The sequence below is a fragment of the Anaeromyxobacter terrae genome (assembly GCF_022690685.1).
GTDB classification, from domain to species: domain Bacteria; phylum Myxococcota; class Myxococcia; order Myxococcales; family Anaeromyxobacteraceae; genus Anaeromyxobacter; species Anaeromyxobacter terrae.
Genome location: NZ_JALCYY010000053.1, coordinates 1 through 22,514 on the forward strand (window position 1 = coordinate 1; position 22,514 = coordinate 22,514).

The window sequence follows — 22,514 nt, forward strand, 5'->3', positions numbered from 1 at the left end:
GGCGATCGAGAGCTACATCGCCATCACGAACGACCAGCCCAAGCCCTTCGTATGGACCAAGTCCGCCGACGAGATCCTCGCCAGCGTTGCGCGTTTCTGCCGGCGGACTTCTGACTCAGGACACTAGTTCCTGCACGGCGGCCGAGAGCTGCTCGCGGAACTCATCCGCGGAGGCGAAGCCCGGCGGGGCCGACAGCTCGAGCTCGACCGTCTCCGGAAGATAGCCCTTGGGGTTGAAGAAATGCTTCGGCCGCCTCGCAGCGAGCGTGGTCCCGATCTGGTCGGGCGAAGTCCAGAGCCCCGGCCACTCCGCGCCGCGCCGGACGAGCCCGGCGGCGACGGGGTTCGCTAGCACGTACGCGGCCTTCGCGAGGACGTCCTGGGCGTCGAGCTGCTCGACGGCGCTGTAGCTCCCGTCGGTGGCCCAGAACGCCTCGAAGCGGCCGAGCGAGGCGTTCACCGCGCGGGCGACGAGGGAGTCCAGGTACTGCATGAACGCGGGGATCCGCCCGTTGGGATCCGTGACGATGAGATGGGCGTGGTTGGAGAGCACGCACAAGACGTGGACGACGACGCCGTGGCGCTTGGCGGCGAGCGCGAGGACGTAAAGGAAGATCTCGTTGACGATCTTGGACGGGCGAAGGAAGAAGCGTCGCTCCGAGCAGCGCCTGGTGATCAGGTAGACGGTCCCGGGCAAGACGCGACGAGGTGCGGTCACAGGCGGCGACAAGGCACGCATCGTGCCGTCGCCGAAACGTGTCGTGGAGCACCGTTCGCGAGTCTCGACGGATGGCGAAGGTCCGCGCCTTGGGGCGGGGGTCCGCGGATCGGTACTCTCGGTCGGGGCTCCGGATCGGTACTCTCGGTCGGGGCTCCGGCTCCGTACTCTCGGTCGGGGCTCCGGGCTCCGGGCTCCGGGCTCCTCTCTTACTTTGCGAGCGCGGCAATGCGTTCGAGCTTGTTCCTGGCACCGGGCGACGCGTCGATGATTGCAGGCGGAACCCTGGCCAACAGCTCACTCACGAGCTCGGGGTAGCCGTCGAACAAGAGGCCAGGGACTGGGATGCGGCGCCCGTCCGCATCGATGCGGACCGCCGCCGCTTACAGCGTGGATTCCTGTCACCTGGAGCCATCCGATGCGCACCATCTCCGCGCGTCCCCTGAACATAAGCAGTCCCTCCGCGTCGACGCTGATGCGGTCGCGTGTCGTGAGCAGCAACGCCGACGTGAAGAGAGCCGTGACCAACATGACGACGAGACCGGGGACGACGTCGCCCCGCAGGAAAGCCCACGCGCACAGCGGCCACCCGACGAATGGATATCCAATCGCTAGCGCCATACGTCGCCACGGGGGCATACGGATGACCCTGGCGCCGTCGAGTTCGACTGCTTGCACTCGCGGCGATACGAAAAAGATCGTGAAAGAAGCCGAGCAGGACCTCGAGCCCAGCGACGAGCGCGAGGAATTCACCCCAGCCAGGCCGGTCCGGTCGTGCTCCGACTCCGTTCGCGAAGGCCAGGAAAACCAGGAACGCGGCGGGCATGGCCATCGCTAGCCCGAGCATTGCGAACGGCCGACGATAAGGATCACTCATGTAACGTCCGCGCACCTGCGCCCTCGTCGTGGACTCCGCGTGCCGCCTACACACCTTGTCGAAGCGTATCAGTCTGGTGTGGCCCCTGCCTACGGGTGCACGCGGACGCGCCACTTCCGCACGAGAGGGCTCAACTCTCCTGATCACGGCCGTCAGGGCGGCCCGAGCCGCAGCCCCGCGGCGAAGCCGAGCCAGGCGTCGCCCCCGCCGAGCTCGCGCTCGAGCGCGCCACCGAGGCCCGGACGGAAGTCCCCCTCCGCCCAGAACATGCTCACGCTCGGCCCGGCCACGACCGCGGCGTAGGGCGTGAGCTGCCAGCCGGCGAGCACCCGCGCCGTGGCGAGCACGTTCGCGTCCTCGTCCACCACCTGCTGGCTCAGGAGATCCACGTCCAGGAGGAACCGGCCGCGCGCGTGGTGCGCGCCGAGCCCGAGGCCCGTCCAGAAGCGCCCGCCGCCGCTCGCGCGCTGCGCGCCTGCGGACAGGATCGTGTGGAACGTGCGGCTCCCGAGCAGGAGCCCGGTGGAGAGGATCCCGTTCTCGTCGCCCAGCACGAGGAGCTTGTGCTCGCCGTCGCGGACGAACGGCACGAGCCCGAGCGACACGCCGTCGAGCCCGTCAGCCACGTTCACGAGCCCGAGCTGCGCCCCGCGGACGTGGCCGGCGACGTTGACGAGCCCGAGCTGGACGCCGCGCACGCCGGCGCCCACGTTCACGAGGCCGACCTGCGCCCCGAGCACCTCGCCCGAGACGGAGGTGAGCGCGAGCTGCGCGCCAGAGATCGACGAGGAGTAGCTCACGAGCGCGGACTGGAGCCCGGTCACCGCCCCGGCCGCCCAGCTCACGCCGGAGTGCTGCCAGCCGACGACGTCGCCGCGGACCAGGTTCAGGCCCTGGGTGAGCTGCACGCCCCGTAGCGACCCGGCCACGTTCGCCACCATCCCGACCTGCACGCCGGTGACCCGGCCGCGCGCCGAGCTCCCGATGTAGGAGAAGAAGCCGCCCACCACGTCCTCGTCCGCCCAGAGCACCGGCGCGAGCCCGATCCCGCGCAGCCGCGTCGTCCGCGAGCCGATGAGGCCGAGCTGGAGCCGGTTCACGACGTAGCGGTCGCCGTTCAGCGACACGGGCGGGAAGATCGAGAGATCCACCGGCACGCGGGCGAGCTCCTCCACCGCGTCGCCGCGCAGCGCCGTCAGCTCCCGGGGCACCGCGGCGAAGCCGGCGGCGGCGAGCTCGGTCCGGCCGCCCTGCGTGAGCGCGACGCGCGCCTCCACGAGCCGGCCGCCGTCCTCGCGGGAGACCCGGTAGCCGCCCGGGTCGAGCGCCAGCTCCAGCGGCCGGCCGGCCTGCTTGCGCAGCTCGGCCACGAGCCGCTCGCCCGAGTCGCGCACGAAGAAGCGGCCCGCGGCCGCGGCCGGCAGGACGAGCGTGGCGCCGGTGCCGCGCAGATCGGTCAGCACCACCTCGCCCGCGCCGACCAGCTGGATGTCCCAGACCGCGTGCTGCGGACCGCCCCGGGTCCGCTCCGTCCGCGCGAGCGTCTCCTCGAACGCGAACTGGTAGACCTCCGAGAGCGTGACCTTCCCGTCCTGGCTCGAGTCGGCGGCGCCCCGGAGGCCGGTGACGAGGGCGTGGGTGAAGTACGACGCGCCGACCCGGTCCGACTCCTGGGAGGCCTCGTCGGCGGAGCTCGAGGTGAGGATCACCTGGCCGCTCACCCGCGACGAGGCGTCCACCAGGAACGGCGCGGCGCGAGCGCCCCCCTTCCCGCGGGCGAACGAGCCCGAGGAGCACGAGTCGAGGATGGCGATGCGGATGTCGGCGCCGAGGTCCTCGAGCCACCGCCGGAGCTCGCTGTACGGGACGCGCGCGCCGCGGAGGAGCAGCCCCTCCTCGTCGGAGTGTCCGGAGTAGTAGAAGAGCACCTCGGTGCGGCCGCCGAGCCGCGCGCGCTTCACCCGAGAGCGAAGCTCCTCGAGGGCCGCGCGCAGCCTCGCCTCTCCGGGGTCGAGGAGCACGATGGTGTCCTCGCCCGCGACGCCGCCCATCTGCTGCAACACCCGCGCGACCCGCTCCGCGTCGGAGATCGCGTAGCGGAGCCGCGGGCGGGAGGGGCCCCCGTCGTTCGCCCCCGCCACGATCGCGAGGCGGCGCACCGCCCCGGGCTGCGCGCGCTCGTGCGGCGGCTCCTGCGCGAAGGCGCCCGCGGCGCAGAGCGCCATGGCGAGCGCGAGGACGGGTCGGGTCATCTCGGTTCCTCGGGCTTCCGGAGGAGCAGCGCGTGCTGGTTCAGGCCGGCGGGGAGCGGCAGCGGATCCTGGCGGGCGCGGCCAGCGGCCGCCAGCCGGCGCGCGGCCTCCACCACGGTCGCGGTGTCGAAGGGCGCGTCCGCGGTCACGAGGAAGAAACGCTCGAACGCGGGCGCATCATCCAGCAGGTAGGCGTGGGGGAGCGGCACCGCCCCGGACTGGGCGAGCGCGGCGGCCGGACCGCCGTCCTCGGGCCAGTGGAGCGTGACGATCCCGCGGCCGTCGACCGAGACCACCGCGCCGAACCGCCTGCCCGCCGCCACGTACGAGAGCTGCAGGAGGTCGCCCTCCCGCGCCACCGCGCCGTCGCGGAGCTCCTCCGCGCCGTCGCCCCCGCGGCTGCGGTGCACCTCGAGGCGCGCGGAGAGGCCCTTGAGGCGCGTGTCCTCGACGGGCGCGACCGGGCCGGAGACGGCGCGCAGCACGACCACGGAAGCGACCGCGACCGCCGCCGCGACCGGGACGAGCAAGAGCGGCCGGCGAGCGCGCCGCGGCGCCGGTGCGCCGAGCGCGGCGCGGCGGCGGATCTCCGCGAGGGCCGGACCGGGCGGATGGGCGTCGCGGAAGGCGGCGTCCTCGCGCGCGAGCGCGTGGAGCCGGCGCTCGCCGCCCTCGGCCGCGAGGCGGCGCCGCACGCGCTCGGCCTCGTCGGGAGGCAGGTCGCCGGCGTGGAGCCGCTCCACCAGGTACTCGGGAGTGCGATCCGGGCTCATCGCTGCACCTCCGTCTCCGAGGCCGCTCCGGCCTGCTCCGCGGCGCGCCGCCGGAGCCCGCCGAGCCGCTTGCGGACCGCGGCGGCCGTGAGCCCCACCTCGCGCCCGACCTCCTCGAGCGTCAGGCCGTCCACGTAGTGGAGCACCGCCATCACCCGGGTGGACTCCTGCTCGCGCCCGAGCAGCCGTCCGACGACGAGGCGCGACAGCGAGCGCGCCTCGGGCTCGTCCGCCGCCGCGATGGCGAGGAGCGCCGCCTCGTCCCGGTCCTCCGGCCGGCGCCGCTCGGTGCGGAGCAGGTTCAGGCAGACGCGGGTGGCGATGCGCAGGAGGAGCGACGCGGGGGCCTCGTCGCGGAGCCGGTCCTCCGCCCGGAGCAGGTTCACGAACGTGTCGTGCATGGCGTCCACGGCCCTCTCCTCGTCACGCAGGAGGCGGCGGCAGCGGCGCAGGACCATCGGCGCGAGGTCCCGGTAGTACGCGTCGACGTCGACCGCCACCCGCTACCCTCTCTCTCCGGCTCGTGGGCCGGACGAGCTTCTACCTCGAACCCTGGTCCGGCCGTGAGCCGCGCCGGAAACCGCCGTCAGATCCGCACGCCCGCGACGAAGCCCACCCACACGCGCGCGTACCGGCCGCCGCCGAGCTTCCAGCCGAGGTGCAGGTCGGGCTGGTCCTCGTCCGAGACGAGCACGTTCGCCGTCGGGCCGGCGAGGATCCCCATCCACTCGGTGAGCCGGTAGGCTGCCACCGCGCGGAGGATCCCGAGCACCGCCTCCGGGGTGCCGTCGAGCGAGACCGCCTGCGCGACGAGATCCAGGTCGAGCGCGAGGCGCTGCGCCGGCTCGAACCCGACGCCGGCGCCGCCGCCCAGGGTGGAGAGCGTCTTGCCCGATCGCGGCTGCGCGTCCGGCTGCGCGCCGGCGGCGAGGACCCCGTAGGCGCGGCGCCCGCCGAGCCGGACGCCCGCGGCGAGCGGCGTGAGCTCGGTCGCGTAGAGCTCGAGCTCGTGGCGGCCGCTCCGCACGAGGGCGAGGACGCCCACCGAGCCATCCGCCTCCTCGGCCAGGTTCACGAGCCCTACCTGCGCGCCGCGCACCCGGCGAGCGACGTTCACGAGCCCGAGCTGCGTCCCCGCCACCTCGCCGCCCACGTTCACGAGCGCGAGCTGCACCCCGCTCAGCCCGCCGGCGACGTTGACCGCGGCCACCTGCACGCCCTCGAGCCTCCGCGCGAAGTTGGCCGCGCCGCCGAGCTGGACGCCCTCCCCGCCGCCGCGGACCACGTTCACGACCTGCGACGCCTGGAGGCCGCGGAGATCGCGCGCCACCGTGGTGACGGTCGCGAGCTGCACGCCGCGCACGACGCCGCCCGCGCTGGCCGCGGCCCAGGTCACCTGCGCGCCCGAGACGTCCTCGTCGGCGAGGTGCACCGGCGCGAGCGCCAGGCCGCGCAGGACGGTGGAGCGGGCCACCACGCCGATCGAGAGGTGGTTCTCCACCCGCCCGTCACCGTTCAGGCTGAGGGGCGGGACCAGGGAGAGATCCACCGGGACCTGGCGGAGCGCGGACACGGCCTCCGCGGAGGGCCCCTGGCCCGGCGTCGCGGCGAGCGCCAGGGCGGGCACGGCCGCGGCGAGCGCGGCGAGGGTGGTGCGAAGCGGGTTCCGCATGGGCGTCGTCCTCCTTCCCGTGGCCGAGGGGCGGTCGGCGGGGTCGGAGGGAGGAACACCGCCACGTGCCGCGTGCGCTACCGCGGCGCGGGCGATTCACATTTCTTCACGCTCCGACCAGATCGGGGCAACCTGCGGCCGCCATGCTCCGCGCCGCCTCGGCGAGGGGCGGTAGCGGGATCTCCGCGCCGCGGTGTTCCCTCGCACAACACGAGCGCCGCACCTTCGCGGTCAACGGAGCGTCACACATGACGAAGTCCCTCTTCGAGCTCTTCACGCGCGCCGGCGCCGAGTGGGTGATGCTGCTCCTCGTCGGCCTCTCCGCCGCCTCGGTCACGGTCATCCTCGAGCGGGCCCTGTACTTCGCCCTCCGCCGCCGCACCTCTCCGGACCTCCTCACCCTCCTCATGGACGGGCGCCTCGAGGAGGCGCGGGCCCGCATCGAGGGCCGCCGCGGCCTGGAGGCGGAGGTGGCGCGGGCGGCGCTCGACGCCGCCGGCGGCGGCCCCGCCGCGGTGCAGGAGGCGGTGGCCTGCACCATCGCGGACCGCCGGCTCGGCTACGAGCGAGGGCTCTCCTTTCTCGGCACGCTCGGCAACAACGCCCCCTTCCTCGGCCTCTTCGGCACGGTGGTCGGGATCATCCGGGCCTTCTCCGACCTCGCGGTGGGCGGCCCGAAGGGCGCCGGTGCGTCGGCGGTGATGTCCGGCATCTCGGAGGCGCTCGTCGCGACCGCGGTCGGCATCTTCGTGGCCATCCCGGCGGTCGTCGCGTTCAACGGCTTCCAGCGCTGGCTGCGCACGCTCGTCACGCGCGCCGAGGCGATCGGCCACGCCCTCGCGTCGCACCTCGAGCGCGACGACGTCCGCGCCGCGGCCCGAGCCCGGCTCGACCACGGCAGGCCCGCGCGGCGCCCCGAGCCCCACGAGTCGAAGGGCGCCGCCTAGCGGCGGCCGCGAGAGCACCGGAGCCCGACCATGGCCGCCCACTCGAACGGCAGCGACGAGGCGATCACCGGCATCAACGTGACGCCCCTCGTCGACATCACCCTCGTCCTCCTCATCATCTTCATGGTCACCGCCTCCTACATCGTGAAGGAGAGCATCGAGGTCGACCTGCCCCGCGCCGCCAGCGGCGGCGAGACCGTCGGCCCGACCCTCGCGTTCGCGCTCGATCGGGACGGGAAGCTCTTCCTGGACGGAAGGCCCGTCGGCCGCGCCGAGGCCCGCGCCGCCGTCCGCGCGGCGCTCGCGCGGAGCGCCGACGCGCGGGCGCTCATCGGCGCGGACCGGGCCGTGCCTCACGGCGAGGTGGTGTCCGTGATCGATCTCGTGAAGAGCGAGGGGCTCACCCGCTTCGCGATCCAGATCGAGCACGACGCGTCGGGGGAAGGCGCGCCGTGACCCCGGCGCCTTCCGACGGTCCGCCGCGGGGCCGCACGCTCGCCGCGATGGCGCTGGCCTCGCTGGCGATCCACGCCGGCGGGTTCGCCTGGGCCGGTCGCCTCGAGCCGCGTCAGGCCGCGAGGCCCGCGCCCGTGGTGGTCGAGTTCGAGGCCGCGCGGCCTCCGCCGCCGGCGCCCGCGCCGCGTCCTCCCGCGGAGCGACCGGCACCCCGCCGCGTCGCCATCGCGAGGCTCCCGCCGCCGACGGCGGAGCCGCCTCCTCCGCCGCCGCCGAACGAGCCGCCGCCGCCCGCCGCTCCGGCGGCGCGCGCCGTCCCGCGCGTCGGGGTGTCGCTCTCCTCGACCACGACGGGCGGCGGCTTCGCGGTGGGCGTCGGGAACACGCTCCACGGCAGGGCGTCCGAGATCGCCGCCGATCCCGACGCGGTGAAGCCGTACGCCGCCCCGCGGACCGCGCCCGCCCGGCTCTCCGCGCAGCCGCGCCTGCTCGAGCGGCCGGAGATCCCGTATCCCCCCGAGGCCCGGCGGGAGGGGCTCGAGGGGCAGGTCGTGCTGCTCCTGCGGATCGACGCGGAGGGCCGGGTCGCGGCGGCACGCCTCCTCTCCGCGCCGGGCCCTGCCCTCGGCGAGGCCGCCCGGGCCGCCGCGCTCCGCTTTCGCTTCACGCCTCCCCTTCTCGACGGCGAGGCCGTCGAGACCGAGATCCGCTTCACCTACACCTTCGTCCTGGAGTGAACTCCATGCGCCGCTCGCCCTTCACCGCGCTCGCCCTGCTCGGCCTCCTCCTCGGCGGCGCGGCCCCCGCCCGCGCCGAGACGGAGCCGAAGGAGACCGGGGTCCTCACGCGCGCTCCGGCCGTGGTCGAGCCGGTCGAGCCGGAATACCCGGAGGCCGCCCGCGCGGCGGGGCTGACCGGCGTCGTCACCCTCGAGGTCGAGATCTCCGAGACCGGCGAGGTCACCGACGCGGTGGTGACCGGCCCCGCCGGCCAGGGGTTCGACGAGGCCGCCCTCGCCGCCGCCCGGAAGCTCCGCTTCTCCCCGGCGGAGATCGACGGAGCGCCGGCACCGGTCCGGATCGAGTATCGCTTCACGTTCTCGCTGTCCGCGCCGCCCGCCACTGCGCCCGCGCCGCCGCCGCTGAACCTCCTCGGCCGCGTGCTCGAGCGCGGCACCCGGCTCCCGATCGCGGGCGCGATGGTGGAGGCCGGCGGCCAGCTCGCCCACACCGACGGCGAGGGACGGTTCGCGCTCGCCGGCGTGGCGGACGGCGCGGTGCAGGTGGTCGTGACGGACGTCGACCACGCCCGCCTCGAGTCGGTGGAGACCGTCGAGCCGGGCAAGGCGACCCAGGTGACCTACTGGCTCCAGAAGACCACCGCCGCGGGCGAGTACGAGGCGGTGGTGGTGGGCGAGCGGGAGGAGAAGGAGGTCTCGCACGTCGCGATCGCAGCGGGAGAGATCCGGCGCGTCGCGGGCGTCTCGGGCGACGCGGTGAAGGTGATCCAGAACCTCCCCGGCATGGCCCGCTCCTTCCTGAGCGGCGAGATGATCGTCCGCGGCGGCAACGCTCGCGACACGCGCGTTTACGTGGACGACGAGGAGGTGCCCGCGGTCTTCCACTTCGGCGGCCTCACAAGCGTCTACTCGTCGGAGCTCCTGAAGGACGTCGAGTTCGAGGCGGGGAACTTCGGCGTCCGCTCGGGGCGAGCGATCGGCGGCCGCGTGAACCTCGTCACCCGCGATCCCGGCGAGCGGACCCACACGCTCGCCGACGTGAACCTGTACCACGCGACCGCGCTCTACGAGGGCCGGCCGTCAGAGGACCTCGGGATCGCGATCGCCGCCCGGCGCTCCTACGCGGACGCGGTCGTGACCCGCGCGGTCGAGTCGATGGACGACCCGCCCGGCGTGAGCACCGCGCCTCGCTACTACGACCTGCAGCTGAAGGCCGCGTGGAAGGCGACCCCCGACGACACGGTCCGCCTCGACGTCTTCGGCTCGGACGACCGCATGGTCCTGACCGGGGTCGACGACGACCAGTCGCTCGAGGACCTGAGCTTCCTCGAGTACGGCACCCGCTTCTACCGGGCCGGGCTCCGCTGGGATCACCGCGCGAGCGAGGCGACCCGGCTCCGGCTCGCGCTCGGCGGCGGCTGGCAGGACATGGGCATCGACGCCGCCGGCCAGTTCCGGATGGTGCAGGAGCTCTGGAGCACGCACTTCCGCGCCGAGGTCCATCACGAGCTCGCGCCGCGGGTGAAGCTCGTCACGGGCGTGGACGGGCAGTGGTACCCGAGGGTCAAGATCGAGGTGGACGCGCCCCCCATCCCTCCGCCCGGCCAGGTCCCGAGCCCGACCGCCGAGACCCGCCGCTTCGCCACGACCATGGACGGGCTCGAGGCGGGAGCGTTCGTGGAGGCCACCCTCGAGCCCGTCGACGGGCTCTTCGTCGTCCCCGGCGTGCGCGCCGACGTGCACCGCGCGCTCGCGAACCTCTCCTGGGTGGATCCCCGCCTCGCCGTCCGCTGGCAGCTCCGGCCCGAGACCGCCCTCAAGGGCGCGGTCGGCCTCTACCACCAGGCGCCGCCGTTCCCTTACGTCACCGAGGAGTTCGGCAACCCCGCGCTCCGCGAGGAGGGCGCCTGGCAGTACGCGCTCGGCGCGGAGCAGCGGCTCCTGCCGCGCCTCCTCCTCGACGTGCAGCTCTACTACAAGCGGCTCTTCGATCTCGCCCTCCCCTCCGACGCGGTGATCACGCGGGACGGCCAGCTCGTCGCCGAGCGCTACCGGAGCGCGGGCACGGGGCGTTCCTACGGCGCGGAGCTGCTCCTGCGCTGGGACCCGGACGGCCGCTTCTTCGGGTGGATCTCCTACTCGCTCTCGCGCGCGGAGCGGGGCGAGTCCGTCGCGGGCGGCCGGCTCGAGAGCGAGGGGGACGCCTTCGACCAGCCTCACAACGTGGTCGCGGTGGGCACGGTCGAGCTGCCCGAGCTCTGGCAGGGCCTCTCCGCCGGTTTCCGCGCCCGCTACACGAGCGGAAATCCGTACGAGCCCGTCCACGCCGCCGTGTACGACGCGGACGCCGATCGGTACCAGCCGATCCAGACCGGCGCGCTGACGGGGCGCATGCCGCCGTTCTTCCAGCTCGACCTCCGCGTCGACAAGAAGTGGACGGCCCGCACCTGGACGTTCGCGGCGTACGTCGAGGTCCAGAACGTCACCAACCGTGAGAACCCCGAGGCCGCCGCGTACAGCTTCGACTACTCGCAGCACGGCTGGTACTCGGGCCTCCCGCTCTTCCCCTCCTTCGGCCTGCGCGCCGAGTACTAGGACCGCCCATGAACCGCACGTTCGCCGCCCTCGTCCCCGTCCTCGCGCTCACGGCCGCCTGCGGGCCGGACTTCGATCCCGCCTCGGAGGTACAGGGCCTCCGCGTGCTCGCCATCCGCGCCGAGCCGCCGGAGATCGCCCCTGCCTCGGACGGCTCCGCCCCCGCGCGCGCGGAGCTCGAGACGCTCGTCGTCGACCCGGCCCTCGTCGCGGATCCGGCGCGGCGCGCGGTGGTACTCCACGTCGCCTGCACTCCCGCGCCCGGCGACCCGGGCCCCTCCCCGTGCACGAAGCTCTCCGAGCTCTCGAACCCCGCGGCGCTGCTCGCGGGCGCCGATCTCGCGGCCGCCTGCGCCGCCCCCGGGGTCGGCGCGGCCGGGGGAATCTCCTTCGCCGGGCTCGAGGCGTGCGGCCGCGACGGCTGCGGGCCGGTGGCGGTGAGACGCGATCCGGCCGACCCCGGCTCGGCGGTGTCGCTGCCCAGGGCCGCCTACGCGCTCCCCGCGGACTACACGCTGTCGGCGCTGCCCGCGTCGTCGCCCGAGCGCGTCCTCGGCCTCGAGGTGACCGACCTCGCGCTCGCCCTCGACGCGACGCCGGACGAGCTCGCCCCCGCGAGCGCCGTGGGGAGCGACTGCGAGCTCCTCGGGGCCGTCGCCGCGCGCTTCGAGGCGGAGTGGTCGCGCCGCGCCCACGTCGCGGCGCTGAAGCGCATCCGGGTCCGCGGTCCGGCGGCCCCCTCCGCGCCGAACCACAACCCGGTCCTCTCCGCAGTGGGGCTGGACGGTGTGGCGCTCCCCGCGCCGGGCGAGCCGCCCGCGGCCGTGGCGCCGAGCGTGAAGATCCAGCTCCTCCCGCTCCTGCCCGGGAGCTTCGAGGAGCTCCGCGAGACCTACGTCGAGTGCGACGCGGCGGGGCAGCCCATCGCGACGCGCCAGGAGGACTGGACCTTCTCCTGGTTCACGACGGCGGGGGAGCTCGAGAAGCTGCACACGAACCAACCCGCCGAGGCGGCGGAGCTCACGACTCCGGTGGCCGGGGCTCCGACCGTGTGGGTCGTCGCGCGCGATCTCATCGGCGGCGTGGCCTGGCGCGCGGGGTCGCTCGCGGTGAGTCCCTGAGCGCCGTGACGGGAGTCCCGCGGCGTCACCGACGCGCTCGCTCCTCCGGCGGCTCGTCGCGCACGGCGACGTAGACGTTCTCGAACGTGCCTCCGCGCCGGGAGCTCGTCTCGATCGCTCCGCGCACGGTCACGCGCGCGCGGCGGTGCCGCCGGAGCGTCTCCAGGAAGCGATCCCACTCGGGCGCGGGCGGGAGCGTGGAGGTCGCGAGGAAGTCTCCGTCGACGGGCTCGTCGAACCCTACCTCGCTGCGCTGGATGACCACCCGCGCCTCGACGCCGCGCTCGCGCAGGGCGAGGTGCACCAGCGTCCAGCCCGAGAGGATCGCGATCGCGGAGAGGCTGCCGCCGAAGGCGGTGCTCCGGTGGTTGAGGTTGGGCGCGAGCGGCGCGGCCAGGCGCAGCGAGGCTCCGTCGTAACGCTCGACGACCGCTCCCAGGTGGACGGTCAGGGGGATGTGCTCGCGGAGGTAGCGAGTGGTCTCTTCCAGCGTCACGGGGTTGCTCTCCGTCTCGGGAGTCGGCCGCAGGGCATGGGCGTCGAGCCTTCGGGGCGCCCGCGTACGATCTAAGCGATCGGCCGACGCGTGTCTCGAGGTTCATCCGTGTCGATATGACCTGGGGCGGTTCGGGGCGGAGGCGAGGTCGGGGGCGGGGGCGAGGTCGAGGTCGAGGTCGAGGTCGAGGTCGAGGTCGAGGTCGAGGTCGAGGTCGGGGTCGAGGTCGAGGTCGGGGTCGGGGTCGGGGTCGGGGTCGAGGGCGGGGTCGTTCTGGCCGACACTGCCGCGGCTGACGTCACCTTGGCGCGCCGCCTGGACGGGACCTCACGTCCTCGGCGGGCCACGATGGACGGGGACAAGGTACGGGGGGCGGTGCCGTCCGCCAGACGCCGCCGGCAACGCGGGGCTGCGGGCGCTGGCTGCGCATGGGTGAGGTGGCCGTGGCCAACCGCGTTGCATTGCGGTCCGTGGGTCGGGGCGGTGCCTACCGCGTCCAGTGGCCCGCCTGCGGGCGCGAGGTCCCGCCACGTGGGGCGGCGCGCTGCGGGCGGGGTGGTGGAGGGCTCGGTGCCGGTCGTTGTGGTCGGGGTCGCGGTCGGGGTCGCGGTCGAGGTCGAGTTTTCACCCGCACCCGCTTCTCCCCTCGCGCTGCTGGCGCGCCGCGCTACGCTTCTCGTCATGCCCGATGCCCCGCCTCCCCGCACGCTCATCCGCGCGAGCGAGCTCGGCCCCGCCGAGTCGAGCAGCCATCCGTACAACCCGCGCTCCGAGGTCCACGGGTGGATGATCTCCCGCGCCGCCGGCCTCCGCCGGATCGCGGTGAACCTCGCGTGGCTGCCTCCCGGCAAGGAGTCCGCCCTCTTCCACGTCCACTACCGCGAGGAGGAATGGGCGTTCGTCCTCGAGGGGCGGGGCGTGGTCGAGCTCGATGAAGCCGAGCACGAGGTCGGCCCGGGCGACTTCGTCGCCTTCCCGCCGGGCGTTGCGCACCACATGCGGAACGCCTCCGCCGACGAGCGACTCCTCCTGCTCGAGGGCGGAGAGATCATCCCGGACGTGGAGGTCGCAGACTTCCCGCGTCTGCGCCGCCGGATGGTCCGCTTCGGCAACCGCTTCGCGGTGTACCCGATGGAAGCGGAGATCGAGTTCATCCCCGGAGTGAAGGAGCTGCCGCGGGAGTTCTTCGGCCTCGCCACGCCGGGCGAGCGGCCGCCCCTCCTCGTCCGCGCCCGTGAGCGCGGCGAGGCGAGGCTCTACCATCACCCGCAGAACCCGCGCTCGGAGATCGCGCTCACGTGGCTCTCCCGGCCGGCGCTGAAGCGGATCTCGGTAGGCGTCGCCGCGGTGCCCGCCGGGAGAGAGTCCTTCGTGAAGCACGCGCACCGGCACGACGAGGAGTGGATGTACGTCCTCTCCGGGCGCGGGACGGCGGTGATCGGCGATCGCGAGGAGCCCATCGGTCCCGGCGACTTCCTCGGCTTCCCGGCCGGTGAGCCGGCCCACAACGTTCGCGCGTCGCCGGATGGCGAGCTCGTGTACCTGCTCGGCGGCGACGCCTGGTCGGCGGCGACGATCGAGATCGTCGACTTCCCCGAGCTCGGCCTGCGCAAGACGTTCGTGGGGACGCGCAGCTCCATGACGTTCCCGCACGACGCGGCGGTCGAAGGCAAGGGCACTTAGGACCGGGCCACGGCGCGCGAGTCGGGGTCGCGGTCGGGGTCGAGGTCGGGGTCGTTCTCGCCGACACTGCCGCGGTCGACGTCACCGTGGCGCGCCGCCTGGGCGGCACCTCACGTCCTCGGCGGGCCACGATGGACGGGGACAAGGTACGGGGGGCGGTGCCGTCCGCCAGACGCCGCCGGCAACGCGGGGCTGCGGGCGGGAGCTGTGCATGGGCGAGGTCGCCGTGGCCAACCGCGTTGCATTGCGGTCCGTGGGTCGGGCGGTGCCTACCGCGTCCAGTGGCCCGCCTGCGGGCGCGAGGTCCCGCCACGTAGGGCGGCGCGCTGCGGGCGGGGTGGTTGGGCGGTCCGGCGCGAGGGGATCGTGCGGGCGAGGGTGAGGTCGGGGTCGAGTTCGGGGTCGGGAAGTCACTTCCGGTATTCACCGTAAGTGCTCCCTCGTCGCCCCGGCCGTCAGACACGGATGGTATGGGTTCACGCGATGGACGTCGTGCGCCCGAACCCTCCCGCACCTCTCGCGACCGCCTCGACGGTCGCGCTGGATGCGCTCGCGGCGGAGGCGTGGCTGCTCGAGCCGCCGCCGCCGCACGAGCGAAAGGGCGTCATGCGCGACGAGGCGGCGTTCCTGCTCGACCGGCTCCTCACGACCGTGGCGCGCGGGCACGGCGCGCTCGAGGTCGCGATCGGCCGTGGGCTCGCGGCGCTCGCGGAGCGAGACGGCGCGATGCGGTTCGGGTACGCGAGCGTCGGCGACTACGCGCGCGAGCGGCTGGGGATCGGTGCCGGCACCGCCCAGAAGCTGGCCCGGCTCGCGCGGGCGCTGCGCGACCGGCCTGTCCTCGCCGAGGCGGTCCGGCGCGGGGAGGTGAGCGCGCGCAAGGCGGAGACCGTGCTGCCGGTCGCGCGCTGCGAGGCGGAGGAGCGCTGGGTCGCGCTCGCGCGGACCGAGACGGTGCGGGCGCTCGCGGCGGCGGTGCGGGCGGAGAGCGCCTCCGACACGGGCGACGACGAGGCGTGGGAGCGCGTCTCGGTTCAGCTCACGCCCGCCGGCCGCGCGAAGCTCGACGAGGCGATGGCGCTCGCGGGCAAGGTCCTCGGCGCGACGGCGCCGCGGTGGCAGCGCCTCGAGGCGATCTGCGAGGAGTTCCTCGGCGCGCATCCGGTGGGGGCGTTCCCGGACGGCGGGGACGAGGGCGCGCAGGACAGTGCGCTGCGCGGGCCGGCCGCCGAGTGGCTCGAGGCGGCGAAGGCGGGGCTCGAGGAGGAGTACGGGCGCTGGGCGTTCCTCGGGAAGGTCGCTCCGGTCGAGGCGGAGGTGAGCGTCGAGCTCGACGGCGGCATGGACGTGATGGGCGTGGACGCGGAGCTCCGCCGGCTCGCCGCGATGCGGGACCGCTGGGACGAGCTCGTCGGGCACCTCGGGATGCTCGTCCGGATGCTGGGCCTGTGGCGCGACATGGGCTTCGCCTCCTTCGGCCACTACTGCGAGGAGCGGCTCGGGATGGCGACGCGCACGGTCGAGCAGCGGGTCGCGCTCGAGCGGAGGCTCCACGCGCTGCCGGCGCTCAGGCAGGCGATGCGCGACCGGCGCGTCTCGTACGAGCAGGCGCGGCTCGTGGCGGAGGTCGCGGACGATCGCTCCGTCGAGGACTGGATCCGCCGGGCGCAGGGCACGACCTGCATCGCGCTGCGCCGCGAGATCGAGGCGGAGCAGGAGGCGCAGATGTGCGCGCGCGCCGAGCTGGACCTGCGCGTGCCCCGGCGGGTCGGACGCCTGCTCGAGGCGGCGGTCCGGGCGGCCCGCGCCGACGCGGACCGCTGGCTCTCGCCCGCGGAGTGCCTCGAGCGGATGGCGGAGCACTTCGTCTCCACCTGGAAACCGGCGCTCGCGGAGCGGAGCACGCCGCAGCGGCGGGCGATCGCGCGCGACGGCGGCCTCTGCCTCGTGCCGGGCTGCAGCCGTGCGGCGGTCCACGCGCACCACATCGTCTTCCGCTCGCGCGGCGGCGGGGACGAGCCGCCGAATCTGGCGTCCCTGTGCGCTGCCCACCACCTGCGGGGCATCCACGGAGGGTTCGTCGAGATCCGCGGCGCGGCGCCCGACCGGCTCACGTGGCGGCTCGGCAGCACGGCGCGACGGGCTGCGCGGTGAGGAGGTCGTCGATGCGCGGGGAGCTCGTTCGTCGCGGTGGAGCGCGCGCTGCGCGTGGACGGGGTCCGGACGCGTTGCGATGAATGGAGCACGACTCCCAGCGTGACGGTCGCGCTTCACGCCAGGGGACCGTTCGCGCCGAGATCCACACCGAGCGCCCAGCCGCCGCGCATGCCTACTTCTCCGCCCCGCTCCTCGCGAGCTCCGCCGCCGCGAACTCCACGAACGCGCGCACCTTCGGCAGGACGTGGCGAGACTGCAGCGTGAGGGCGTGGATCGGGTGCTCCTCGCAGACCGCATCCTCGAGCACCTCCACGAGCTGCCCGGAGGCGCGCGCGCGGGCCATCATGAAGTCGCACACCCAGGCGAGCCCTGCGCCGCCGATGGCGAGATCGACGAGCGCCTCGGCGCTGTTCACGGCGATCCGCCCACTCGGCGGGAGCTCGCGCACCTTCGCTCCATCGCGCAGGCGCCACGCGATGGCGCGGCCGTGCAGGGTGAACCCCAGCCGCTCGTGGCGGGCGAGGGCCTCCACCGTGCGCGGCGTCCCCCGGCGCCGCAGGTAGCCGGGCGCGCCACACACGCGCATCCGGGTGCGCCCGAGACGCCGCGCGATGAGCCCCGAGTCCGCGAGCGCGCCGATCCGCAGCGCCACGTCGATCCCCCCCGAGACGAGATCTTCCGGGACGTCGCGCAGCACGAGCTCGACCTGCACCGCAGGGTAGCGCGAGGTGAAGCGCGGGAGGGCCGGCACCAGCACGTGGCGGCCGAGGATCGAGGGCGCCTCGATGCGCAGGAGGCCGGCGGGGCGCTCCCGCAGGCGCGTCAGGGACGCTCGCGCCTCCTCCAGCTCGCGCAGCGCGCCGCGGCAGCGCTCGACGAACAGCCGCCCCTCCTCGGAGAGCCGCACCGCGCGCGTCGTCCGATGCAGGAGCCGCACCCCGAGCTCCTCCTCGAGCTGGGCCACCCGGCGGCTGAGCGCCGAGGGGCTGAGGCGCAGCCGCCCGGCCGCGAGCGTGAAGCTGCCGAGCTCGGCGGCGAGCACGAGCGCCTCGAGGTTCCCCAGTCGATCCATTGGCCGCCTCCGAGCGCCATTCGTGCGCGCTGCGCACGGGTGATGTGCATGCTTCTCGCGGCCGTGCACGGCACGCACGGGTAGCTCTTCCTCGAACCCGTCGCGGCGCGCGGCTCGCGCGCGCACCACGGGAGAGAGGTGACGGAGTCATGCACGACGAATCCCCTGCCCCGCACGCGAGGGCGCTCCTCTACGGCGCGCTCGCGACCCTGGGCCTCACCGCCGCGCACCACGTCTACGGCGGGGTGCGGTACGGCACCCCCTGGCGCCACCACGCGGCCTTCCTGGCGCTCGGCGTGGGGTCCACCCTCGTCGCCGCGTTCGTCGCGTACCGGCGCCGACCCGACTCGCCGCTCGGCCGGGCCGCGGCCCTCGCGTTCGCGGGGATCGCCCTCGTCTTCCCGGTGCTCCTCATCGGCGGCTTCGAGGGGCTCTACAACCACGTGCTCAAGAACGCCCTGTTCCTGGGCGGCGCCCCGCGTGACCTCCTGCTCGCGATGTTCCCGCCCCCGAAGTACGAGCTGCCGAACGACGCCTGGTTCGAGCTCTCGGGCGTGCTGCAGGTGGTCCCCGCCGCCTTCGCGGCGCTCGCGGCGCTGCGGTTCCTCCGCGCGCTCAGGGTCGGCTCCGGGCGAGGCGAGAGGCACGCCTACGGCGCTCCGCAGGGGCTCGTCTGAGACGCCACGAGGCCAGCGGGTCGCCCCCGCTGGCCTCGTGCTCCTTGCCTAGACGACGTCGGGCTAGCCCTGCGCCGCCTTCAGCGCGGGCTCGTAGTCCGGCTCCTGCCCGATCTCCGGCACGAGCTGGCGGTAGACCACCTTGTCGTCCGCGTCGAGCACCACGACCGCGCGGCCGCACAGGCCGGCGAGCGGACCGTCCGTGAGCAGGATGCCGTAGTCCTGCGCGAACTTCTTGTCGCGCATGAGCGAGAGGGTGACGACGTTCTGCAGCCCCTCGGTCGTGCAGAACCGCTTCGCCGCGAACGGGAGGTCCGCGGAGACGACGAGCACCACCGTGTTCGCGAGCTGGCCCGCCTTCTCGTTGAACTTGCGGGTCGAGGTGGCGCAGACGGCGGTGTCGAGGCTCGGCACGATGTTCAGGATCTTCCGCTTGCCCTTGAAGTCGGCGAGCGAGACGTCCTTCAGATCGCCCCCCGTGAGCTTGAAGTCGGGCGCCTTGGCGCCGACGGCCGGCAGCTCGCCGCTGGTGTGGATCGGGTTCCCCTTGAGCGTCACCTGGGCCATGAAGCCTCCGTTCGAGTTCGCGCCGTTGTAACGCGCGCTCCGGCTGGGCGCCGGGATTGTCGCTGCCCGTCCCCAGCGGGGACACACTCACCGTCGCGCCATCCGGCCGCACCCGCGAGGCGGCTGGCCGCTCTCCGGCGAAGGCCGCATCCATCTGCGGACCGGAGGTGGGGATGGGGGCACCGGAGGCGCCGGAGACCAGGACGCGCCGGACAGGCGGCGGCGTCCGGGCTCGCGACGGGCTCTGCGGCATCTGCCCCGCGGGCTGCTGGGTGCGCGCCCACCTCGAGGGCGATCGGCTCGTCGGGGTGGAGCCGCTGCCCGATCACCCGCTCGGCATGCTCTGCACGATCGGGCGTCACTCGCCCGAGATCGTCCACTCGCCCCACCGGGTGCGCCAGCCCCTCCGCCGCTCTGGCCCCAAGGGCCGACACGCGTTCGAGCCCGTCTCCTGGGACGCCGCCTACGCGCTCCTCGCCGGGCGCCTCTCGGCCATCAAGCGGGAGCACGGCGCCGAGGCGACCGCGATCTACACCGGCCGCGGTGCGTTCGAGCTCTCGCTCTGCGACGTGTTCCAGCCGGCCGGCGTCGCCGTCTCGTCCGCCTCGAGCGTCCTCTTCCCGTTCGGCTCGCCCAACACCCTCGGGGTCGGCGCGCTCTGCTACGTCGCCTTCGCGATGATCGCGCCGCACGTCACGATGGGCGCGATGCTGCAGGGCCTCGACGCCGACCTCGACCAGGCCGAGCTCGTCGTCCTGTGGGGGGCGAACCCGGCGACCGACTCGCCGCCGACGGCCCACCACCAGGTCGTGCGCGCCCGCCAGCGCGGCGCCCAGGTGATCGCGATCGACCCGCGCCGGAACGACACCGCGCGGGCCGTCGGCGCGGAGTGGATCCCGATCCGCCCCGGCACCGACGGCGCGCTCGCGCTCGCCCTCGTCGAGGTGCTGATCGAGGAGGAGCTCTTCGACGAGGGGTTCGCGCGCGACTGGACCGTCGGCTTCGAGGAGCTCGCCCGGCTCGCGCAGCACTACCGGCCGGAGCGCGTCGAGGGGATCACCGGCGTGCCCGCCGGCACCATCCGCGCCCTCGCGCGCCGCATCGCGGCCGCCCGCGGCGCGTGCCCCGTGACCTACACCGGCCTCGAGTACTCCGGGAACGGCGTGCAGGCCATCCGCGCGCTCCTCACGCTGTGGGGCCTCGCCGGGCAGCTCGACGTCCCCGGCGGCCTCGTCTTCCGCATGCGCGACGGCGCGTTCCCGCAGAACCGCCGCCACCTCCAGCCGAACCCCGCCGTCGGAAAGGCGCTCGGGCGCGAGCGCTTCCCCCTCTACACGCGCTACCGCGGCGAGTCTCACGCGATCGCCCTGCCCCGCTCGGTGCTCGAGGGCGATCCGTACCGGATCCGCGCGCTCCTCGTGCACGGTGCGTCGATCCTCACCGCCTGGCCGGAGCCGGCGCTGTGGCGCCGCACGCTCGCCGGCCTCGACTTCCTCGTCTGCATCGACCGCTTCCTCACCGCGGACGCGGCGTTCGCGGACCTCGTCCTGCCGGCGGCGACCGGCTACGAGATCACCTCCTACATGCGCTACGGGCCGCTCTTCAAGATCCGCGAGCCGCTCGTGCCGCCCGTGGGCGACGCGCGCAACGACCTCCTCATCATGGCCGGGCTCGCCGAGCGGCTCGGCTACGGGCATCTGTATCCCCAGTCCGAGGAGGCGCTCTTGCGCCACGCGCTCGAGGGGACCGGCTTCACGCTCGAGCAGGTGCGGGCGGCGGGGGGAGAGGCGCGGGTGCCCGCCCCGTTCCTGCAGTATCGCAAGTGGGAGAAGGGGCTCCTCCGGCCGGACGGCAGGCCCGGCTTCGACACGCCCTCCGGGAAGTTCGAGATCGCGTCGTCGATCCTCGCGGAGCACGGCTACGACCCGCTGCCGGTCTACGTCGAGCCGCCGGAGAGCCCGGCGAGCCGGCCCGACCTCGCGCGCAGTCACCCGCTCGTCTTCAACTCCGGAGCGCGCGGCTTCCACGACTTCCGCAGCCAGCACCATGGCGTGCCCGGCCTCGCGGCGCTCTCGCCCGAGCCGCTCGCGACCCTCAGCGCGGAGGACGCGGCCGCGCGCGGGATCTCCGGCGGGGATCCGGTGTGGGTCGAGACGCCGCGCGGGCGCGCCCGCTTCCGCGCCCACGTGACGCCGGATCTCGTGCCCGGCGCGATCGACGCGAGCATGGGCGGCGGCGGGCCGCTCGGGAGCGAGGCGTGGCGCACGTGCAACGTGAACGCCCTCACCGACCTCGCCCAGTGCGATCCCATCTCGGGCTTCCCGGTCTACAAGGCGCTGCTCTGCGAGGTGCGGCGCGCCGACGGCGTGGCGGCGGCGCCGGCGGCGAACGGCGCGCCGGAGCGCGAGGATGGGCCGCGGATCGAGGCGGTCGCGCTCCGCCCCATCTACCTCGACCACGCCGCGACCACCCCGCTCGCGCCGGCGGTCGCCGAGGCGATGGCGCCGTTCCTCGCGGGCGCGTTCGGGAACCCGTCGAGCGTCCACCCGCGCGGCGCCGAGGCGCGCGCCGCGGTCGAGGACGCGCGCCGAAAGGTGGCCCGCGCGCTCGAGTGCACCGCGCGGCGCGTGGTGTTCACCGGCTCCGGTTCCGAGTCGGACAACCTCGCCGTGAAGGGGGGCGCCTGGGCGCGCCGGGCACGGGGAAGGCACGTCGTCACTACCGCCATCGAGCACCCCGCCGTGCTGGAGGCGTGCCGTGCCCTCGTGCCGCAGGGGTTCGAGCTCACCGTCGTGCCGGTGGAGCGGGACGGGCGCGTCGCGCCGGAGCGGGTCCTCGCCGCGCTGCGGGACGACACGGTGCTCGTCTCGCTCATGCTCGTGAACAACGAGGTGGGGACGATCCAGCCGGTGGCGGCGCTCGCGCCGGCGGTGCGCGCGCGCGGCGCGCTCCTCCACGCCGACGCGGTCCAGGCGCTCGGGAAGGTCCCCCTCGACGTGGAGGCGCTGGGCGTGGACCTCCTCACCGTCTCGGCGCACAAGATCCACGGGCCGAAGGGCGTCGGCGCGCTCTACGTCCGCGCCGGCGTCGCGCTCGAGCCGCTCGTGCACGGCGGCGGGCAGGAGCACGGGCTGCGCTCGGGCACCGAGAACGTCGCCGGCCTGGTCGGGTTCGGGCGCGCCTGCGAGCTCGCCGTGCAGCGGCTCTCCTCCGGAGAGGTGGACCGGCTGGCGGCGCTGCGCGACCGGCTCGAGGCGGGCCTGCTCAGGCTCGCCCCGGACGCGCGGCGGAACGGCGACGGCGCCCGCATCGCGACCACGCTCGACGTGACCCTGCCCGGGATCCGCGGCGAGTCGCTCGTGCTCGCGCTCGGCCGCCGCGCCGTGCACTTCTCGTCCGGCTCGGCCTGCCACTCCGGCGATCCCGAGCCGTCGCGCACGCTCCTCGCCATGGGGCTCACGGCCGAGGACGCGCACTGCTCGGTGCGCTTCTCCCTCGGCGCAGGGCAGACCGAGGCGGACGTGGACGAGGCGCTCGCCCGGATCTCCGACACGCTCGCCGCCTCGCGCGCGGCGGTGCGGTTCCTCGCGTGCCGGTGAGGAACCTCGTGGCCGTGATGCGGCGAGGCGAGCCCCCCACGCCTCGCCCTTCGACAGGCTCAGGGCGAGCGGCTACTGACGACTCCGCTCGCGGTGAGCCTGTCGAACCGCGA

At 74.6% G+C, this 22,514-nt stretch carries 18 protein-coding genes and 1 pseudogene; 11 read left to right on the plus strand and 8 right to left on the minus strand.

Annotated elements, in window-relative coordinates:
* Positions 1-127: pseudogene (locus MNY62_RS19560) on the plus strand (IS630 family transposase); the annotation flags it as partial.
* Here MNY62_RS19560 and MNY62_RS19565 read toward each other — a convergent pair.
* Entirely contained in the window at positions 116-697 is a 582-nt protein-coding gene (locus tag MNY62_RS19565) for a transposase (protein ID WP_332842375.1), read from the minus strand. The pseudogene MNY62_RS19560 and the gene MNY62_RS19565 overlap by 12 nt on opposite strands.
* A gap of 721 nt (positions 698-1,418) precedes the next feature.
* On the opposite strand from MNY62_RS19565, the gene MNY62_RS19570 reads away from it, so the two are divergent.
* Positions 1,419-1,556, plus strand: a complete 138-nt coding sequence (locus MNY62_RS19570) for a hypothetical protein (protein ID WP_242346035.1) — start codon at positions 1,419-1,421, stop codon at positions 1,554-1,556.
* A gap of 191 nt (positions 1,557-1,747) precedes the next feature.
* Here MNY62_RS19570 and MNY62_RS19575 read toward each other — a convergent pair whose 3' ends face one another.
* The 4 genes from MNY62_RS19575 to MNY62_RS19590 all read right to left on the minus strand — a co-directional run bounded on the left by MNY62_RS19575 (position 1,748) and on the right by MNY62_RS19590 (position 6,292).
* The gene (locus MNY62_RS19575; protein ID WP_242346036.1) at positions 1,748-3,847 is read right to left on the minus strand and encodes a caspase family protein; all 2,100 of its coding nucleotides are present in this window, start codon (positions 3,845-3,847) and stop codon (positions 1,748-1,750) included.
* Complete coding sequence (locus tag MNY62_RS19580; protein WP_242346037.1) at positions 3,844-4,620, minus strand: hypothetical protein; 777 nt, start codon at positions 4,618-4,620, stop codon at positions 3,844-3,846. The genes MNY62_RS19575 and MNY62_RS19580 overlap by 4 nt, the downstream gene beginning before the upstream one ends.
* Positions 4,617-5,120: an RNA polymerase sigma factor gene (locus tag MNY62_RS19585; protein ID WP_242346038.1), complete on the minus strand. Its 504-nt coding sequence runs from the start codon at positions 5,118-5,120 to the stop codon at positions 4,617-4,619. The genes MNY62_RS19580 and MNY62_RS19585 overlap by 4 nt, the downstream gene beginning before the upstream one ends.
* 86 nt (positions 5,121-5,206) lie before the next feature.
* Positions 5,207-6,292: an LA_2272 family surface repeat-containing protein gene (locus tag MNY62_RS19590; RefSeq protein WP_242346039.1), complete on the minus strand. Its 1,086-nt coding sequence runs from the start codon at positions 6,290-6,292 to the stop codon at positions 5,207-5,209.
* Between the two features lie 248 nt (positions 6,293-6,540).
* Between MNY62_RS19590 and MNY62_RS19595 the strand changes: the two genes are divergently transcribed.
* From MNY62_RS19595 to MNY62_RS19615, 5 genes are read left to right on the plus strand one after another with little or no spacing between them, the layout of a single operon-like run.
* On the plus strand, positions 6,541-7,239 hold the full coding sequence (locus MNY62_RS19595; protein ID WP_242346040.1) for a MotA/TolQ/ExbB proton channel family protein: 699 nt from the start codon (positions 6,541-6,543) through the stop codon (positions 7,237-7,239).
* A 30-nt stretch (positions 7,240-7,269) separates the two neighbouring features.
* Entirely contained in the window at positions 7,270-7,695 is a 426-nt protein-coding gene (locus tag MNY62_RS19600) for an ExbD/TolR family protein (protein ID WP_242346041.1), read from the plus strand.
* Positions 7,692-8,432, plus strand: coding sequence for an energy transducer TonB (locus tag MNY62_RS19605; RefSeq protein ID WP_242346042.1), 741 nt, complete (start codon positions 7,692-7,694; stop codon positions 8,430-8,432). Before MNY62_RS19600 ends, MNY62_RS19605 begins: the two co-directional genes overlap by 4 nt.
* 5 nt (positions 8,433-8,437) lie before the next feature.
* Entirely contained in the window at positions 8,438-11,029 is a 2,592-nt protein-coding gene (locus MNY62_RS19610; RefSeq protein WP_242346043.1) for a TonB-dependent receptor domain-containing protein, read from the plus strand.
* 8 nt (positions 11,030-11,037) lie between these two features.
* Complete coding sequence (locus tag MNY62_RS19615) at positions 11,038-12,150, plus strand: hypothetical protein (protein ID WP_242346044.1); 1,113 nt, start codon at positions 11,038-11,040, stop codon at positions 12,148-12,150.
* A 25-nt stretch (positions 12,151-12,175) separates the two neighbouring features.
* On the opposite strand, the gene MNY62_RS19620 is transcribed toward MNY62_RS19615, so the two are convergent.
* Positions 12,176-12,646 (minus strand): thioesterase domain-containing protein, encoded by a 471-nt coding sequence (locus MNY62_RS19620; RefSeq protein ID WP_242346045.1) that lies wholly within the window; start codon positions 12,644-12,646, stop codon positions 12,176-12,178.
* Between the two features lie 681 nt (positions 12,647-13,327).
* Between MNY62_RS19620 and MNY62_RS19625 the strand changes: the two genes are divergently transcribed.
* Both MNY62_RS19625 and MNY62_RS19630 read left to right on the plus strand, forming a co-directional pair.
* Positions 13,328-14,329, plus strand: a complete 1,002-nt coding sequence (locus MNY62_RS19625) for a cupin domain-containing protein (RefSeq protein WP_242346046.1) — start codon at positions 13,328-13,330, stop codon at positions 14,327-14,329.
* Between the two features lie 483 nt (positions 14,330-14,812).
* On the plus strand, positions 14,813-16,483 hold the full coding sequence (locus tag MNY62_RS19630) for an HNH endonuclease (protein WP_242346047.1): 1,671 nt from the start codon (positions 14,813-14,815) through the stop codon (positions 16,481-16,483).
* Positions 16,484-16,658: 175 nt separating this feature from the next.
* On the opposite strand, the gene MNY62_RS19635 is transcribed toward MNY62_RS19630, so the two are convergent.
* Complete coding sequence (locus MNY62_RS19635; RefSeq protein WP_242346048.1) at positions 16,659-17,558, minus strand: LysR family transcriptional regulator; 900 nt, start codon at positions 17,556-17,558, stop codon at positions 16,659-16,661.
* A gap of 149 nt (positions 17,559-17,707) precedes the next feature.
* Between MNY62_RS19635 and MNY62_RS19640 the strand changes: the two genes are divergently transcribed.
* Positions 17,708-18,235 carry a hypothetical protein gene (locus MNY62_RS19640; RefSeq protein WP_242346049.1) on the plus strand — a complete coding sequence of 176 codons (528 nt, stop codon included), beginning with the start codon at positions 17,708-17,710 and terminating at the stop codon, positions 18,233-18,235.
* A gap of 63 nt (positions 18,236-18,298) precedes the next feature.
* Here the strand turns inward: MNY62_RS19640 and tpx are convergent, their stop codons facing one another.
* On the minus strand, positions 18,299-18,802 hold the full coding sequence (gene tpx, locus MNY62_RS19645) for a thiol peroxidase (RefSeq protein WP_242346050.1): 504 nt from the start codon (positions 18,800-18,802) through the stop codon (positions 18,299-18,301).
* Positions 18,803-18,975: 173 nt separating this feature from the next.
* Between tpx and MNY62_RS19650 the strand changes: the two genes are divergently transcribed.
* Positions 18,976-22,401, plus strand: coding sequence for an aminotransferase class V-fold PLP-dependent enzyme (locus tag MNY62_RS19650; protein ID WP_242346051.1), 3,426 nt, complete (start codon positions 18,976-18,978; stop codon positions 22,399-22,401).
* Positions 22,402-22,514 lie beyond the last annotated feature (113 nt).

Coding starts and splice junctions, on each gene's coding strand:
- MNY62_RS19600 (WP_242346041.1), top strand. CDS start 7,270: ATGGCCGCCCACTCGAACGGCAGCGACGAGGCGATCACCGGCATCAAC.
- MNY62_RS19625 (WP_242346046.1), top strand. CDS start 13,328: ATGCCCGATGCCCCGCCTCCCCGCACGCTCATCCGCGCGAGCGAGCTC.
- MNY62_RS19615 (WP_242346044.1), top strand. CDS start 11,038: ATGAACCGCACGTTCGCCGCCCTCGTCCCCGTCCTCGCGCTCACGGCC.
- MNY62_RS19575 (WP_242346036.1), bottom strand. CDS start 3,847: ATGACCCGACCCGTCCTCGCGCTCGCCATGGCGCTCTGCGCCGCGGGC.
- MNY62_RS19635 (WP_242346048.1), bottom strand. CDS start 17,558: ATGGATCGACTGGGGAACCTCGAGGCGCTCGTGCTCGCCGCCGAGCTC.
- MNY62_RS19640 (WP_242346049.1), top strand. CDS start 17,708: ATGCACGACGAATCCCCTGCCCCGCACGCGAGGGCGCTCCTCTACGGC.
- MNY62_RS19610 (WP_242346043.1), top strand. CDS start 8,438: ATGCGCCGCTCGCCCTTCACCGCGCTCGCCCTGCTCGGCCTCCTCCTC.
- MNY62_RS19650 (WP_242346051.1), top strand. CDS start 18,976: ATGGGGGCACCGGAGGCGCCGGAGACCAGGACGCGCCGGACAGGCGGC.
- MNY62_RS19630 (WP_242346047.1), top strand. CDS start 14,813: ATGGACGTCGTGCGCCCGAACCCTCCCGCACCTCTCGCGACCGCCTCG.
- tpx (WP_242346050.1), bottom strand. CDS start 18,802: ATGGCCCAGGTGACGCTCAAGGGGAACCCGATCCACACCAGCGGCGAG.
- MNY62_RS19590 (WP_242346039.1), bottom strand. CDS start 6,292: ATGCGGAACCCGCTTCGCACCACCCTCGCCGCGCTCGCCGCGGCCGTG.
- MNY62_RS19580 (WP_242346037.1), bottom strand. CDS start 4,620: ATGAGCCCGGATCGCACTCCCGAGTACCTGGTGGAGCGGCTCCACGCC.
- MNY62_RS19595 (WP_242346040.1), top strand. CDS start 6,541: ATGACGAAGTCCCTCTTCGAGCTCTTCACGCGCGCCGGCGCCGAGTGG.